12 protein-coding genes are annotated in these 17,160 nt (G+C 63.3%); 10 read left to right on the top strand and 2 right to left on the bottom strand.

Features of this window, described 5'->3' with window-relative positions:
* The 9 genes from PLN84_RS09645 to PLN84_RS09605 all read left to right on the top strand — a co-directional run.
* A partial coding sequence (locus tag PLN84_RS09645; protein WP_348532031.1) for a hypothetical protein occupies positions 1-370 on the top strand: 370 nt, incomplete at its 5' end.
* A gap of 11 nt (positions 371-381) precedes the next feature.
* Complete coding sequence (locus PLN84_RS09640) at positions 382-558, top strand: hypothetical protein (protein ID WP_348532030.1); 177 nt, start codon at positions 382-384, stop codon at positions 556-558.
* 385 nt (positions 559-943) lie between these two features.
* Entirely contained in the window at positions 944-1,177 is a 234-nt protein-coding gene (locus PLN84_RS09635; RefSeq protein ID WP_348532029.1) for a hypothetical protein, read from the top strand.
* Positions 1,178-1,235: 58 nt separating this feature from the next.
* Entirely contained in the window at positions 1,236-1,499 is a 264-nt protein-coding gene (locus tag PLN84_RS09630; RefSeq protein ID WP_292385535.1) for a hypothetical protein, read from the top strand.
* Between the two features lie 120 nt (positions 1,500-1,619).
* Positions 1,620-1,916: a hypothetical protein gene (locus PLN84_RS09625; protein ID WP_299953933.1), complete on the top strand. Its 297-nt coding sequence runs from the start codon at positions 1,620-1,622 to the stop codon at positions 1,914-1,916.
* 37 nt (positions 1,917-1,953) lie between these two features.
* A complete protein-coding gene (locus PLN84_RS09620) occupies positions 1,954-2,193 on the top strand; it encodes a hypothetical protein (RefSeq protein WP_292385533.1) in 240 nt (79 codons plus the stop codon).
* The gene (locus PLN84_RS09615) at positions 2,190-2,453 is read left to right on the top strand and encodes a type II toxin-antitoxin system RelE/ParE family toxin (protein ID WP_292385532.1); all 264 of its coding nucleotides are present in this window, start codon (positions 2,190-2,192) and stop codon (positions 2,451-2,453) included. Before PLN84_RS09620 ends, PLN84_RS09615 begins: the two co-directional genes overlap by 4 nt.
* A gap of 437 nt (positions 2,454-2,890) precedes the next feature.
* On the top strand, positions 2,891-7,081 hold the full coding sequence (locus PLN84_RS09610; RefSeq protein WP_292385530.1) for an Ig-like domain-containing protein: 4,191 nt from the start codon (positions 2,891-2,893) through the stop codon (positions 7,079-7,081).
* A 353-nt stretch (positions 7,082-7,434) separates the two neighbouring features.
* Positions 7,435-11,034: an Ig-like domain-containing protein gene (locus PLN84_RS09605; RefSeq protein ID WP_292385528.1), complete on the top strand. Its 3,600-nt coding sequence runs from the start codon at positions 7,435-7,437 to the stop codon at positions 11,032-11,034.
* A gap of 263 nt (positions 11,035-11,297) precedes the next feature.
* Here PLN84_RS09605 and PLN84_RS09600 read toward each other — a convergent pair whose 3' ends face one another.
* On the bottom strand, positions 11,298-11,531 hold the full coding sequence (locus PLN84_RS09600) for a hypothetical protein (protein ID WP_292385526.1): 234 nt from the start codon (positions 11,529-11,531) through the stop codon (positions 11,298-11,300).
* A gap of 212 nt (positions 11,532-11,743) precedes the next feature.
* Complete coding sequence (locus PLN84_RS09595) at positions 11,744-13,804, bottom strand: PQQ-dependent sugar dehydrogenase (RefSeq protein ID WP_292559116.1); 2,061 nt, start codon at positions 13,802-13,804, stop codon at positions 11,744-11,746.
* Positions 13,805-14,487: 683 nt separating this feature from the next.
* On the opposite strand from PLN84_RS09595, the gene PLN84_RS09590 reads away from it, so the two are divergent.
* Positions 14,488-16,689, top strand: coding sequence for a PAS domain S-box protein (locus PLN84_RS09590; protein WP_292559115.1), 2,202 nt, complete (start codon positions 14,488-14,490; stop codon positions 16,687-16,689).
* Positions 16,690-17,160: the final 471 nt, after the last annotated feature.

Here is a 17,160-nt window from a genome sequence, read left to right as displayed (position 1 = left end):
CGGTCTCGACGGCGACGGGGTCCGGGAATCCCTCAAGATCCTCTTCTGGCTCGCGATCATCGACCTCCCGCTCATATTCATCGTCCTCCAGGTCATCGCCGGCAACAACCCCGCCGGGCAGGTCACGATCATCACGACCCTCACCTGCCTCTTCCTCGCCGGGGCAGCGGCGCTCTATGCCGCCGTCCTCGCCCGCCGCGCCTCCCCCCGCCTCCTCGCCTATGCCGTCCCGGTGCTGATGCTCTTCCCGCTCGCCTGGGAAGTCATTGTCGACTTCCGGTTCGCCACCAGCTGCTGGGAGGGCTACCACTTCTGGATACCCATGGTGCAGTACATCTGGTACATCCAGTATGCGATCTTCCCGCTCTGAAGGGCAGGAAGTTGACGTTTGCAGGTTCGTCGCAACCCAGGGTACGGCCCCACCCTCCACGGCCCGACGGGGTTTGCCGTCCCGTCGGGGTGCCGCTCATCCTCGCCGTCGCGGGGTACATCCTGGAGACCGAGGACGCTGAGGATGAATGCGACGATTACGAGGGAGAGACGGGAAGTGAGGAGTGATGCGCTCCCCGCTTCTCCGTCGTGCCTTTGCGGGGGTGGAGTTTGAGCACCGGAGGTGCGAACGGCAGAGCGTAAAGACCCCCTGCGCAAAGCCGGGGGGTGGTTCACGCGGTTTTACGACATCACCGTCGGGCTGAATAGCTGCACGATAGGGTTAACAGTTGACTTCTGGGGTTAAAAACGCCCATACCACTTGTGCGCTCGCTCGATCGGCATCACGGCGAGAACATGAACCTCTTGCTCTGCCTTATGGATGCGATAGAATGCCGTGAAGGTATGGCTTATATGAAGGCGATAGGTGTCTTCCCGTCCCTGAACATACAGACGTTCTTTATCGCTCCCGCCACCGGGGAACGGATCATCTTGAAGCGTCTTCAGTCTCTCCATGACGATCCGCCGGCTCTTCGAGCGGAAACTCCGGATACTCTCAAGGGCCTTGCGGTTAATCAGTATCCGGAACGTCAAAATTCAGCTCCACGAAATCCCCCTCCGCCTCAATACGATCCATATCCTCGATGAATCGGCGCTTCTTCTCCAGTTCCACCATGTGGGAGAGGAGATCATCGAACGTCTGTCCCGGGCGCTTGAGATCGGAGATGTCCTCCCATACACCTTCTGAGACCGGTATCCGCTTGGTTGCAACCATGACAATACTGTAAGTGCTGGTCATATTTACAATGGTTGGTGAAGACTCTTCCGGCGTTCATCACGACCCTCACTTATCTCTTCCTCGCCGGGGCCGCGGTGCTCTGCTGTCCTCGCCCGCCGGACCTCTCCCCCGCCTCCTCGCCTACGCGGTCCCGGTGTTGATCTTCTTCCCGTTTGCGTGGCTGGCCGTCGTCGACTTCCGGTTCGCCACCAGCTGCTGGGAGGGCTATCATTTCTGGATACCGACGGTGGAGTACATCTGGTACATCCAGTACGCGATCTTCCCGCTGTGAAGGGGGCGGGACCCGGCGGCCGGAGGCCGGGAGTGCGAAGAACGAGGCAGTGGCCTCCCCCCGCCTCTTCGAAGGGCGCCCGGCGGCAGCCTCTCAGCATAATGGTTACCAGGAGTGTGGATGGGTATGCGATTCGGCGGCGGCATGTCATCCGGCAAGCCCGAAGAGACGACCACAATCACAATCAATACCTTCAAATCCGACCGGAACCGTCTGGATGAACTCCGCCGTTACCCGAATGAGCCCTACCGGCTATCGTTCGCCGACTGCTGGACCAGAGCGGCGACCCCGAACTCCGGAGTCCGGGGGCACTCACCAGCATCCAGGCATCGCTCGACGATATCCGGCGGGGCTGTGAGGCACGAGGCGCTGAAACGGGACCTGAGGAGCGTGACCCCCCATCACCTCCACCCATAGCCACGTTATTATATCTTATGACGACCCATAACTCGTTATGCCCGAGGAGACAACCACGATCGAGATCACCAGATCCGACCGGGACCGGTTGAACCGCCTGCGCCACTACCCCAGAGAGCCATATCGGACCATAGTCCGCCGGCTGCTGGACCAGAGCGAGGACCCCGAGCCCCTGAGCCCTGAGACGATCGCCGACATCCAGGCGTCGCTTGACGAGATCCGGCGGGGCGAGTTTGTAACGCACGAAGAGTTGAAGCGGGATCTGGGGATCGATTGAGATACTCGCTCATTTACTCGAAAAGAGCCCGGCATAAATTAAAGCGCCTCCCAGAGGAGGCTGCCACCCGGATCGTCAGGGCACTTGAACTGCTGGCGGAAGACGAATCTCCCCACCTGCAGGTGAAGCGCCTGACGAACTCACCACTATTCTCCCTGCGGGTAGGGGTGTACCGGGTGATCCTGGCGTTCGAGCATCAACAGCTCGTCATCATGGCGGTCGATCTCGACCATCGGAAAAATGCCTACGATAACCTGTGAGATTCAGTTCAACCCATCAAAAACCCATACCGGATCCGAGTGATCGAAGATCCGGGCACCCGGTCGATGAGCAGCGGTCCCCGTGGAAAAAACCCGACCATATCGGTCGCCGGATGGATATACGCCGTCATCAGTCTCCCCGTTTCTGGCAGAGTGCGATCCGAAAAAGACCTGTCCGGATCTCCCTCTGGCCATAAAGGCTCATAAGAAATTCTCGTTTTTATTATAAAAAAATGAGAATAAATATCCGTAAAGGTTATATATTTATACCACTATCCACCCCTTCACCGGCTACCCTATGACCGGGTCTTAACGAGAATTTCGCACTCCGCCTGCCAGGCACTCAGGCAAGCCCCTGCTTTAGCCGACCGTTCATTCCTACCGGCAGGTCTGCACCGGCGATTCCACAGGCGGAAGAGCGATCAAGGGGGGAAAACATGAAAAAACACACGCATCTGGCATTGCTGTACGCAATCATCGCCGTCGGGCTGCTGATATCGCCGGCTATGGCGGCAATAGCGGCCCCGGGGGAGGCGATCTATCGTCCCTTCAACGGAGCGCAGGAACGTCCTGATATCGACGGCAACACGATCGTCTGGGAAGACGACCGATACGATGAACAGGAAAAAGGAGTCAAGGACATATTTCTCGCGACCGTAGACGACTTCCGGAGCACCCTGCCGTACAGTTACGTCGGGACAAGGATAACGGACGACCCCGCCTCGCAGGAGAAACCGTCCATATCGGGAGACTACATCGCCTGGCAGGACAACCGGCACGGGAACTGGGATATCTACCTCTACCAGCGTTCCACAACGACGACGACACGACTCACCACCGATCCGGGCAACCAGTGGCTGCCCGCGATCTGCGGGAACTACGTCGCCTGGTATGACGACAGCAGCGGCAGGACCAACATCGTTCTCTACGACATCGCCGCCGGGGCCGTGAAGGACGTCATCGACGTCAACGCAAAGACAACGATTCCCGGCGGGACGACCGAGTTCAAACCCGCACTCTCGGAGCAGTACGTCGCCTGGGTAGAACCGGGAGACGTGACGGTCCATACCTACGACAAGGTCTATTACTACGACATCGCGGCCGGCAGTATAGTGGGGCCGATAGCCCCGAGACCGGAAGATGACCCATTGCCCTCGATCTCCCAGTCCTGGCCCTCGCTATCCGGGAGCTTCATCGCCTGGGAAGATACCCTCTACAGGATGGATCCCGACATATATATCGCCGATATCCACGATCCCGCCGAAGGGACGATGCTTATCACCAGAAACGATTTCGATCAGGTCTCACCGGCGATCGACGGGGGCATCATCGTCTGGGAGGACAAGCAGATTCCAGAACGGAGCATCTTCATGTGCGACCTCTTCGCCGTGGGAGACTTCCAGGGCGAAGAGATGTGCCTGGTTGAAGCCGAAGATTCCGAGGATGCACACCTCTACCCTGCCGTCAGCGGCAACACGATCGTCTGGCAGAGAGGCCGTGGCCCCAACTCGAACCTCTACATCTTCGTCTACCAGCCCGAAGCGCCGGTTGAGCGGGTCGTAACGAACATCGATGTCACACCGCCCACGGCCACCCTGAACGTCGGCGAGACCGAACCGTTCTCCGCACTCGCCCGCGACCAGTTCGGGCTCAAACTGTCCGGCGTTACGTTCACCTGGACGAGCGACAACGCAACTGTCGGCACCATCGACGACACCGGCCGCTTCACCGCGAAGGCCGCGGGCAGCGCGACCGTCACCGCGACGGCGGGCAACGTATCCGGAACGGCGACCGTCACCGTAAACGCAGGAGAGCCCGGAGGGCCGGTCGCAACAGAGATTACCATCACCCCGCTCACGCCCACCGTCACGGTCAACAGTACGGTGGCGTTCGAGGCAACCGTCCGCGACCAGTTCGGCAACGTCATGACCGGCGTCGACGTCGCCTGGGATAGCGGCAATGCGACCGTCGGCACCATCGACGCAAGCGGGCTCTTCACCGCTCGTGCCGCGGGAACGGCGATCGTCACCGCAACCGCAGGCACCATCTCTGCGGGTGCAACGGTCACGGTGACCACCGAGGAACCGGTCGCAACGAGCATCGTAGTCGCACCGGCCGCGACCACACTCGCGATCAACGGCACACAGCAGTTCTCTGCAACTCTCCGTGACCAGTTCAACCGCACCATGACCGGCATCGACGTCGCCTGGGCGAGCAGCAACGAGGCCGTCGGCACCATCGACGCGAGCGGGCTCTTCACGGCGGAAGCCGAAGGCACGACGACCGTCATCGCAACGGCAGGCGTCGCCTCCGGGACCGCGAGTGTCACGGTCAGCACTGAAGCACCGGTCCTCGACAGCATCACGGTCACGCCGCAACAGGCCATCCTTGTGGTCGGCGAGACACGGGAGTTCGCGACCGTCTGCTCGGATACGTCCGGCAACACCCTGCCGGGCGTTTCGGTAGCGTGGTCGTGCAGCAACGAGACCGTCGGCACCATCGACGCAAACGGCGCTTTTTCGGCCCTTGCCGAAGGCACGACGACCGTCACCGCGACGGCAGGCGGCATATCCGGAACGGCGGCCGTCACCGTCACCGCCGCAGAGCCGGCGCTCGCAAAGATCGTCCTCTTCCCGTCCGCGGTCACCCTGAACCCCGGGGACTCCCGGCAGTTTGAGGCCGTCGGGCTCAACTGCTACGGCGACTTCGTGCCGGATGCCGCGATCGCCTGGACGAGCAGCGACCCGTGTGTCGGCACCGTCAACGAGTGCGGGCTCTTTGTCGCCCTCTGTCCGGGCACGACGACCCTCACCGCATCGGGCGACGGCGCCGCCGGAACCACGACCGTCACCGTAGCCTGCAACGACCCGGTCCTCTCCCGGATCGCCGTCACGCCTCCCGCAATCACCCTGAACATCGGCGACGCGGAGACGTTCGCCGCAACCGCCTACGACCAGTTCGGCTGCACCATGCCGGACGTCGATATCGCCTGGGCAACCTGCGACGAGACCGTCGGCACCATCGGTGCGGACGGGGCCTTCACCGCGCTCTCCGCAGGAACGGCGACCGTCACCGCAACGGCATGCGGCGTTGACGGGACGGCGGACGTGACGGTCATCCGTGCATCCCCGGGCATCGTCGTCTCTCCGGCGGCGGTCACCCTGGACGAGGGGGAGACCCGGCAGTTCACCGCGCATGGCCTGCAGGACAACGCAGGTTCTGTTGTGGTCTGGTCGTGCGACGACGAAGCCGTCGGCACCATCGACGAGAGCGGCCTCTTCACTGCTCGCTGCGAAGGCACCGCGACCATCACCGCGACAGTCGAAGGGGCCGGCGAGGCCATGGTCGCTCAGGTCAACGAGACCAAAGCGATCGGGACCGCGGTCGTGACGGTCCGGTCGGCATCGGCGGTCCCGGCGCGGCTCGCGGTCAGCCCGTCCGACTTCACCATCGCCGCCGGAAACACCCTCCCGCTCACCGAGACCGTGTACGACCAGTACGGCTGCGTCATACCGGACGCCGTGGTGGTCTGGGAGAGCAGCGACCCGTGCATCGGCACCATCGACGACTGCGGCGTCTTTGCCGCCCTTGAAGACGGCGACGTGACCATCACCGCATCGGTGGACGGGATCTCGGGCTCTGCCTGCGTGACCGTCGGTCCCCCGATCCCGGTCCCGGCCTGCATCGAGGTCGACCCCGCGACGACCGCGCTTGCGCCCGGGGAGACTCAGGAGTTCGTCGCCACGGTCTATGACCCGAGCGACAACGTCATGGACTGGGTCCGGGTCGCCTGGTCGTCTTCCGACTCGGCCGTCGGCACCATCGATGCGGCCGGCGTCTTTACAGCGCATGCAGAGGGCTCGGCGGAGATAACGGCCCGGGCCGGCATCGTGGAGGCGACCGCGGCGGTCACCATCACGGCCGCACCCGGGCCCACAGTAGAACCCACAACAACTCCGACCGACCCCGGGGACAGCGGCGGGAACGACGGCGGCAGCAGCGGACCCACCTTCTCCGCCGGGATCTGCGAGAACCTGCGGAGGGGCGAGACGTTCACGTTCTCGGGTATCACCGTCTCATCGGTCAGCAATGTCGCTGTCACGGCAGCCGACACCATCCCGCGGTTGATGCTGACCGTGAAGGAAGGGAGCGAACCCGGCACTGCGGGGCAGTCCGCCGGTGACGTCTACGAGTACATCGAGATCACCCTCAACTGGGCAGACCCGCAGGACATCAGCCATGCGGTGATCGAGTTCACCATCCCGGCCGACTGGCTCGAGGAGCACGGCATGGCCCCGGAGGACGTCAGGCTCATGCGCCACGTCAACGGCGGCTGGCAGATCCTCGAGACCGAGGTCACCGGCGAAGGAGGCGGGAACTACCGGTTCCGGGCAACCACCCCCGGGTTCTCCACCTTTGCCATCGCTGCGGCACCGGTGAACATGACCACCCCGGTGGAGACGGTTCCCACGGTCACGGAAGAGATGAACGTCACCACCACCGTGACCACAGAACCGACAACGGAGCCGACCACCGCCGCGCCGACGACGACACCGGCGGCACCGCTCGTCTACGCGCCTCTCCTCGCCCCGCTGGCATTCTTCCTCTGGGCGAGGAAGAACCGCTAACCCTCCTTTTTTTTGAAGTTCGGGGACAGTGCGGCCGGATGCTTCTCCAGTCACCTCTCTCCATCGAGATGGTAGCGAAGACCCGTCCGGATCTCCCTCCGGCCATACAGGCAGTTGAGGTATACCAGTTTTTATTATAAAATTCTATGAATAAATCACCGTAAAGGATATATATTTATACCGCTATTCACCCGTTCACCGGCTACCCAATGACCGGGCTTTAAATCGGAACTCGCAGCACACCTGTCGGGTGCTCCGGTAAGCACCCGCTTTAGCCAGTCCGTTCGTGCCTACCGGCAGGTAGGCACCACGGTCTTGCAGGTGGAGAGCGATTCGCACAAAGGGGGAAACGAATGGCAAAACATACACATCTGGCACTGTTGTGCGCAGTCGTTATCATCGGGCTGTTGATATCGCCGGCCATGGCGGTGGAAGCGGCGTCGGGGGAGGAGATCTATCGCCCCTTCGTAAACGCGCAGGAACGCCCTGATATCGACGGTGACATGATCGTCTGGGAAGACGATCGGAACGGTAACAAAGACATCTACTTTGGGACCGTAGACGAATTCCGGAACAAATCACCGTCACCCTACATCTACGTCGGCGAGAGGATAACATCCGATGACGCCTCGCAGGAGAAACCGTCCATCTCGGGAGACTACATCGTCTGGCAGGATAACCGCGACGGGAACTGGGATATCTACCTCTATCAGCGTTCTACAACAACGACAACACAGCTCACCACCGACACGGGCGACCAGTGGCTGCCCATCGTCCGCGGGAACCACGTCGCCTGGTACGACGACAGCAGCGGCAGAGCGAACATCGTCCTCTACGACATCGCCGCCGGGGCCGTGATGGCCACCATCGACTCGGACGCAAAGACAACGATTCCCGACGGGAATACCGAGTTCAAACCCGCGCTCTCGGAGAAGTACGTCGCCTGGATAGAAGACGCGGACGAGCGGGCCTGGTACTACGACATCGCTGACGAGACGAAAATGCCGGTGTCCGCGACCGGGCTCCGCCACTCCTGGCCCTCGCTCTACGGGAGCCAGATAGCCTGGGAGTGTTACCTTGACAGATCCGGCATCCAGGATCCCGAGATCTACCTGATGGACCTCGATAACCCCTCCGGCGGAGAACAGCAGATCACAAACGCCCCTGGGTATCAGGTCTCACCGGCGCTCAGCGGGAACATCATCGCCTGGGAAGACATGCGGGATGGGCCGCGAGGCATCTACATGCACGACCTTGCCACCGGCGGGGAGGGGATGTCCGTATTCGTACCCGAAGACCCGAATGACGAACAACTCTACCCGACCGCCGGCGGCACCACAGTCGCCTGGCAGAGAGGCACGGGCCTTAACTCGAACCTCTACATCTTCGTCTACGGGACAGGATCGGTCGAGCCAGCGGTAACCACCATCACGGTCACACCGAACACGACCACGCTCGCGATCGACGAGACCGAAACGTTCACGGCAACCGTTCTTGACCAGGACGGCGAGACCATGACCGGCATCGATCTCGAATGGGCGAGCAGCAACGAGACCGTCGGCACCATCGACTCGGACGGCACCTTCACCGCTCTCGCCGAAGGCACGGCGAACGTCACCGCAACGGCCGATGAGATCGCCGGAACGGCGACCGTCACCGTCACCGCCGGAGAACCGGATGAGCCGGTCCTGGAGAGCATCCGGATCACGCCGGCTACGGCCGTCCTCGCGATCAACGACACCAGACTGTTCGCGGCAGCCGCTCTCGACCAGGACGGCGCCGTCATGACCGGCGTCAACGTCACCTGGGCGAGCAGCAACGAGACCGTCGGCACCCTCGACACGAACGGCACCTTCACCGCTCTCGCCGAAGGCACGGCGAACGTCACCGCAACGGCCGATGAGATCGCCGGAACGGCGACCGTCACCGTCACCGCCGAAGAACCGGATGAGCCGGTCGCAACGCGGATCGAGGTCGCACCGCTCACAACCACCGCCACGGTCAACGAGACGGTGAACTTCTCCGCGACGGTCTATGACCAGTTCGAAGCCGAACTGACGGACGTTGCGGTCGCCTGGGCGAGCAGCAACGAGACCGTCGGCACCATCGACGCGAACGGTACCTTCACCGCCCTTGCCGCGGGCATAACGGCCGTCACTGCAACGGCAGGCGATGCATCCGCGTCTGCGCTCGTCACCGTCAACGACGAAGAGCCGGTTGAACCGGTCCTGGAGAGCATCCGGATCACGCCGCCCGGGGCCACCCTCGCGATCGGCGACACCCAGCGGTTCATCGTGACCGCTCTCGACCAGGACGGCGCCGTCATGACCGGCGTCAACGTCACCTGGACGAGCAGCGATGAGACCGTCGGCACCATCGACGCGAACGGCACCTTCACCGCTCTCGCCGAAGGCACGGCGAACGTCACCGCAACGGCAGAGAACGTAACCGCGACGGCGGCCATCATCGTCAACGACGAAGAGCCGGCTCTCGCCAGCATCGCTGTCGCACCATCGGCGATCACCCTCGGCTCCGGCGACACGGCAACATTCACCGCGACCGCTTTCGACCAGTTCGGCACCACCATGACCGGTGTCGAGATCGCCTGGACAAGCAGCGATGAGGCCGTCGGGACCATCGGTGCGGGCGGCGTCTTCTCCGCGGTTGCCGACGGCACGACGACCGTCACCGCAACGGCAGGGAACATAACCGGGACCGCGGCGGTAACCGTCACCACGGCATCCTCGGGCGTTGCGGTCTCCCCGTCGGCGATCACCCTGGATCGCGGGGATTCGCAGCAGTTCACCGCGACCGTGTATGACCCGGAAGGCAACGTAACCCCCGGTGCCGAAGTGACCTGGGAGAGCAGCGATGAAGCCGTTGGCACCATCGATGCCGACGGACTCTTCACCGCGGTTGCCGAAGGCACAGCGACCATCACCGCTACGGCAGAGAACGAGACCGGGACCGCGACCGTGACCGTCGACCTCCCGCCGGCCCCGACCCGCATCGAGGTCGAACCGGCCACGGCCACGATCCTGCCCGGAGATACCCAGGCGTTCACGGCGACCGTTTTTGACCAGCGCGACAACGAGATGGACTGGATCCAGGTCTCCTGGTCGTCCTCCGACCCGGAGGTCGGCACGATCGACAGTGCCGGCCTCTTCGGAGCGTTCGCAGAGGGATCGACGGACGTAACGGCATCGGCAGGCGACGTGGCAGGAACAGCAGCCATCACCGTCTCGGCGACCGCCGTACCTGAGCCCACCCCCGGGAACGGCGGCGGCGGTGGCGGCGGTGGCGGCGGCGACAGCAGCCCCTCCTTCTCCGCAGGGATACGCGAGAACCTGAGAAGCGGTGAGACGTTCACCTTCTCAGAACTGACCACCACATCGGTCAGCAGCGTGAACGTCACGGCAGCCGGCACCATCCCGAAGATGATGCTGACCGTGAAGAAGGCAAAAGCGCCCTCGGCTGCGGAGCCTCCCGCCGGCGACGTCTACGAGTACATCGAGATCACCCCCTACTGGGTGGGCCAAAACCAGATCGGCAACGCGACAGTATTCTTTACCGTCCCTGCCGACTGGCTTGAAAGCCACAACGCGACAGCGGAGGACGTTGTTCTCGTGCGCTACGTCAACGGCACCTGGGAGTCCCTGGAGACCGAGGTGCTCGGCGAAGAGAGCGGCAAGTACAACTTCCGGGCAACCACCCCCGGGTTCTCCACCTTCGCCATCGTTGCATCACCCGTGAGCGTGACCGCATCGGCGGTGGAGATAAACGCCACAACAGAGGTCACTGAGACACCGGGCGTCACCGAGACGTCCGAGGTGACCGGGAACGTGACGACGGAGCCGACCACCGTGCCGGCGACGACACCGGCGACACCCCTCGTCTACGCGCCCCTCCTCGCCCCGCTGGCATTCTTCCTCTGGGCGAGAAAGAACCACTAACTCTCTTTTTTTCGACACCGTAGCGTGGATCCGCCCCTTACGGGTCCGCTCGGGAAGACGAGGGGTGCCGGCGGGAACGGACACCGCACGCCGCCCTCAAACGTCGCGGCAACACCCGTTTTGCCGGAGTGATGACGCTCCTTCGTGGTGCCGGCCACGCCCGGCGCAACTACCTCCACGCTCTTTTGGCGGAGTTCTGCAGGAAAAAGAGGAGAATCGGCGCCGGTCCCCCTCCGCCAACCCACCTCGACGCTCCGGCTGCGTCAGTACCCGGTCTGGCCGCCGGCTGCGGTCGCCACGGTGGCGGGCAGTGTCTCAGTGGCGGTCGGGAACGTTACCGTCTCCGTGGGGGTCAGAGTTCCGGTCTCGGTCGGGATGGTTACCGTCTCCGTGGGGGTCGGCTGCGTGCCGTCTCCACCCGGCGAGACGCATCCTGCGGCCAGGATGCCGGCACTCACGAGGAGGAGTGCCGCCAGAAGGATCAGATCAGGTCTCATGGGGGGAGGCCATGACAGACATGATACTTATATCTTGCCCACCCATGCGGGACGCCGCTGTCGGGGTCCCCGGGGGCGCAGGCTCGGAGCCGGCATCCCCTCGCAGCACAGAAACGGTCATACCGGGCAGGGCCCGAACCCCGTCCGCTTCCGGGCACTGCAGAAGACAAAGAGACCGCACGAAGAGGAGGGGAGGAGCCCCGCCCTCCGCATCACTCCACGATGAACTCGCCGTTCATGTCGGGGTGGATGTCGCACTGGAAGTAGTAGGTCCCGGGTTCGGACGGCGCCGTGAAGGTGTAGGTGATCTCGGCAGGCCCGTCGATGACCTCGCCTACGAAGATCTGCTCCGTCCGGAGGGGGCTGTCGTAGACCGCGACGTTATGGGGGACACCGTCGTCCCGGTTCGCAAAGACCATCGTCACCTCCGCCCCTGCCGGCACCGTGATGGTGCTCGTGTCGAACGCGAGGTTATCGGCGGCGATATTCACCGTCGTCGCGGCACCGGCCGCCGTCGAGGTCGGGGTCATGTTCATGGTCTGGTCTCCGACCGGGGGAACAACCACAGGAGTCTCGTTCCCCGTCGGGGTCACGTTCATCGTCGGCGTGGTGCTGACATTGGTGGGTGCCGCGACCCTCCAGACCCGGCCGGTGCTGGTGGAGTTGTCCGGACCGCCGACATCGTTCGTCAGCACGTAGAGGTCCTGGTTGGCATCTTCACCGAACCCGCGCAGGAACATCCCCAGGGTCTCGTTGGCCTGGCCGGTAATGTTCACCATCTGGACTTCCCACATAGCGTTCGCCTCAGGAGTCAGGTTCGCGGCGGACTCCGGTGCGGTCCATCCCGCCGGCGGCGTGGCAGCGAGGAGGGTGCCGTTGCCCACCGTCCGGCTGTCGCTCCAGTAGCCGAAGATGTACCTGCCCTCGAGGTCCGGGACCACGGTCCCGCGGTAGACGTTGCCGCCGACGACGACGATGCCGAGGTCACGGCCGCCCTCGAAGATAGGGCCGATCAGCGGCTCGCCCAGAAGCCCGGTGGTGTTGCAGGACTCCGGCGGGGCCGTGGTGGCGTTCGGGTCGAAGCAGTGCGTGCCCTCGCGGATGTTCCAGCCGTAGTTCCCGCCGCGGTAGACGACGTCCACCTCCTCAAAGAGGTTCTGGCCCGCATCGGCGACGAAGAGCGAGTTGTTGCCGCCTGAATCAAACGACATGTAGGCCGGGTTCCGGAACCCGTAGGCGTAGATCTCCGGCGGGACGGAGTCGTAGGCGTAGGTGTCCAGGATCTCGGTCTGGTTCGCCGTGAACGGGTTGTCGGCGGGGATACCGTAGAGGCTGCCGGCAAGCGTCGTCCACGTCGGCTCGGGCGGGTTCGCGGTCCGGTTGACGGTCATGTTGTTGGTCTGGTTCATCGTCCCGGTCACGTTCTGCGGGATCGTCACGTTCCCGCCGGTGACATTGTCCACGTCGATCCTGAGCACCTTACCGTAGATCTTCGTCAGGTCCTGGGCGTTCCCGATGCCCGGGGTGTGGCCGTTCCCGACGTCGTTCGCCCTCCCGGCATCCCCGAGCGATACATACAGGTAGCCGTCGGTCGGGCTGAAGGCGAGCTGGCCGCCGTTGTGGTTATGGTAGGGCTTGTCGATGTACATCAGCACCTTCTCAGAGGTCAGGTTCACCCGGTTTTGGTCCTCGGGATCGACCTGGAACTCGGAGATGTGGTTCGTGCAGTTCCAGTCCTCAGGGGCCTCCGGCCTCAAGGGCGCACTGTAGAAGGCGTAGACCTTGCCGTTCTCCGAGAAGTTCGGGTGGAACGCGATCGAGAGCAGGCCGCGCTCATCATAGGTCGGCCGGAGTTCGACCAGGTTGTCCCGGAGGTCCAGGAACGGCTCGGGGAGCGTGGTCCCGTTCGCGTCGACGGCCCAGACCACACCGATCTGGTCCACAACGAAGATCCGCCCGGTCCCGTCGTCGGGAGCCGTGAGCGCGAGGGGCGAGGTGAAGTTCTCCGCGACGAGTTCAAGCCCGATCTCGGTCGTGGCGTTCGAGACCGTCGTCCGGGTCGCGTTGTCCAGGAGTTCTGCGGCTAGCATGGACCCGGCGTTCGTCAGGTCCGTCGCGTTGCCGCTGATGTTCTGCATGCCTCCATCGGTCGTCTGGTTTGAACTCTCATTGCCATCGCTGGTGTTGCTCAATCCCACCACCTGTGCACCCGCACCCGCGACGAGCGCGAGAGCCAGGAGGAGGAATGCTATGACAAGGGTAACTTTTGTCATACGGACCGGGACACGACACCGGGATAGATAAGGATTGCGCCGGATCTCCCGGCCGGGCTCCGGCAGCATGGGGGTCAGGATCTGCAATACTGTCTCCGGTGCGGCCACTCACGGCCCCGTCGGTCGGATGGAAGTCCGACAGGGTCGGACTGCGGTAAGAAGCATCAGCTCTTCCTGCAGGCCGCCTATCCCGCCAGCGGCGAAGAACCCGAAGGCTCCCGATACGATGAGGATCCGGGTGAGGTTCACCTCCCTCCTCGCGCTTCCCGTACCGGCCCCTGAGTAATACCCGTCTCCCGGAGACCGGGCAGGAAGGATCCTGCACACGTGATCACTCCGGCTCTTGAGCGCCGTATTCTACAACGCAGAGGGCGGCCCGCCGATTTCCCCGGATATCCCGGCGCGCGGGAACCGACGCAGCCTCCGGCGGGCATTCCAGAAATCCGCGCACCTTCGCTCGGGGTGATATGAGAAAATATATCACTGACCAGGAGACATGAATGCTGTTTACTATCCCTGAACCGCGATCCACCACCCGGCAGGGGGGAGCCCGGTATACCGGTTCCTGCGGCAAGAGGCCCGTATGCACCCATACATGACAGTCAGAACATCCCTTTCTGTCCGGTCGTCCCTGCGTCCGCTCACACGGCCCGGTAGGTCCGCCGGCGGTAAGATGAGGTAATATGCAGGAGATTTCTCTGGACCAACAGGTACAGGCCGTCCGGCAGTGTATCAGTGAACTCACCCGCGAGCCGCTGGCAGGTTCCGGCAACAGCGCATCGCCCGGGAACCTTCTTTGTGCTGCAGAGAGCCTGGCCGGAGCTGCAGCCCGGGCTGATGAGGAGCGGCAGCAGTTCCGGGACCTCATCGGGTCCTCCACCGACGGGTTCGTGGTGACGGACGCGGACGGCAGGATCGTCGAGGCAAACGCGGCGGCAGCGAGCCTCCTCGGGGAGCCGTTGCCGGGCACGTTCTTTGCGGCGTACGGTTCCCGCGACGCACAACCGGAGATCGCTCGCATGCTTGCCGACCTCTGTGCAGAGAAAGCGTGCGCGCCCCGGGAAACAACCCTGCGCTCACGGAGCGGCGTCCCGGTCCCGGTCACGATCACCGCCGCCGGCCGGGGTGCCGGGGAGAAGCGGTGGCTGATCCAGGAGCGGCCACGGGAGAACCCGGCGCTCCTGGAGAGGATAGGGGGGATCTACCGCCTCCTCTTTGACCGGATGCTCGAGGGAATCTACGTCTTTGCGATCGTCCGGGACGCTGACGGCCGCCCGGTCGACTACCGATACATCGACGTAAACCCCGAGGGCCTCAAACTGATCGGGCGCAGACACGAAGAGGTCATCGGCAAAAGCGTCTCAGAGGTCTTCCCGGAGATGCATAAATTCCTGCAGAACCTCTTCTGCAGGGTTGCAGAGACCGGAGAGCCGGAGCACGTTGAACAGCCGTCCCCCGCCCTCTTCAGGCACCTTGACGTGACGCTCTACCGGCCGCAACGAGACCTGCTTGCGCTGCTCGCCTACGACATCACCGACCGGAAGCGGATGGAAGAGGAACTGCGCATCCAGCAGCAGCGGCTCGAACTGGCCCTCAGCGCCGCGAGGATGATCGTCTGGGACTGGAACCCTACTACCGGCCGGCTCAGGATCAGCGGCGATTTTGAAGAGATCTACGGCCGCCCGCCTTTCGCCCGGCCCGGGGAGAGGCTGGCTCTTGTTCATCCTGACGACATGAACGGCCTGCGCTCCGAAGAAGAGCAAAGCGGGCTCTACCACACCGACTACCGGATCGTCCGCCCCGACACGGGCGCGGTGGCCTGGCTGGAGTCACGGGGTGAGGTCCAGAAGGATGAGGCCGGGAACGTCACCCGGGCCGTCGGCGTCACGATGGATATCACCGGACAGAAGCAGTCCCGGCAGGCGCTGGAACACCAGCAGGAGCTCCTGCAGGGGGTTATCGATACCATCCCGGTGATGATCGCGATCTACGACCCGGATCTCAGGTTCTTCCGCCTCAACCGCGAGTTCCAGAGGGTGCTCGGCTGGTCGGATGAGGACGGGGCAAGAGGCGATCTGATGGCGAGATTCTTCCCCGACCCGGATTACCGGAATATAGCCGACGACTACATGCGGTCCCTCAAGCCCGGGTGGCGCGACCTCCTGTTGGTCGCAAAGGACGGCTCCGTCGTCGAGACCGCCTGGGCCAACATCCGCCTCTCCGACGATACGCGTGTCGGAATCGGCATCGATATTCGCGAGCGGAAGCGGGCGGAAGCGGCCCTCCTGGAGAGCGAAGGGCGGTTCCGGGCGCTCCTGAACGCATCGCCGAACGTTGTGATGCTCATCGACCGCGCCGGCACGATCCTCGCCCTGAATGAGGTGGTTGCCGAGAGGTTTGGGAGGGGCCTTCAGGAACTGATGGGCAGATCGATATTCGAAATCCTCCCACCGGATGTCGCCGCGAGACGGAAGGCGATCATCGAAGAGGTCTTCCTGACTGGCCGGCCGGTCCGTTGTGTCGATGAGCGGGAGGGGATGGTCCTCTACAACTCCCTCTTCCCGGTTGCCGATGCAGAAGGAAACGTGGTGCGGGTCGCGGTGCTCTCCTACGACATTACCAAACAGAGACGGTCAGAAGAGATGCGGCACCAGGCATTCACCCAGATCGAGCAGAACATAGAGCAGTTCGCTATCCTCGGCGACCACATCCGTCTGCCCCTGCAGGTCATCCTCGGCACGGCGGATCTCCTCGACGACGAGCAGGCATCGGAGCGGATCCGCAAGCAGATCTGGCGGATCAACGATATCGTCGAGCAGCTCGACCGGGGCTGGGTGAAGTCACGGGAGATCCGGGAGTTCCTCCGCAGGCACGAACTGGTGTAGCGCCGGACGGCGGTCTCTCTCGCTCCTCCGGGGCGAAAGCGAACACCTCGACGAGGTTTTAGACCTCTTCGCCCGGTAACCCTGCGTTGCGACATCTCACCCCGCAACCCCCCAAAGGCGATAGCCTCCACGGTTCACAGCATGGGGAGATCTTGGAGGAACATCCAGCTCCGGCACCCACTCCATCGGGAAATGGGGGCGAGTACCAGAAGAGTTCGATAATTCGGAATCGCTGTACCAGTTGCTCCAGAGATGGATCTAGTGGATCCGGTGACCTCCGAGCGGGAACCAACGGGTTCTGGTTCTCCTGTACGCTCGAGCAGGTCCGGTTCGCCGGTGGTGAGAAGGTGCACACCTGGAAATCTGCGGGAGTGCGAGGGGCTTGACGGGGAGTGCGATGTTCCGATAGGAACGGAGCACGAGAAGCCGTTAGGCTTCGGGGGGGCAGGCCCCCTCCCGCGTGGATATTCA

The organism is Methanoculleus sp., assembly GCF_035363275.1.
Lineage (GTDB): Archaea > Halobacteriota > Methanomicrobia > Methanomicrobiales > Methanoculleaceae > Methanoculleus.
The sequence above is the reverse complement of the archived record's forward strand: the minus strand, read 5'-3'. Positions and strand labels throughout refer to the sequence as shown.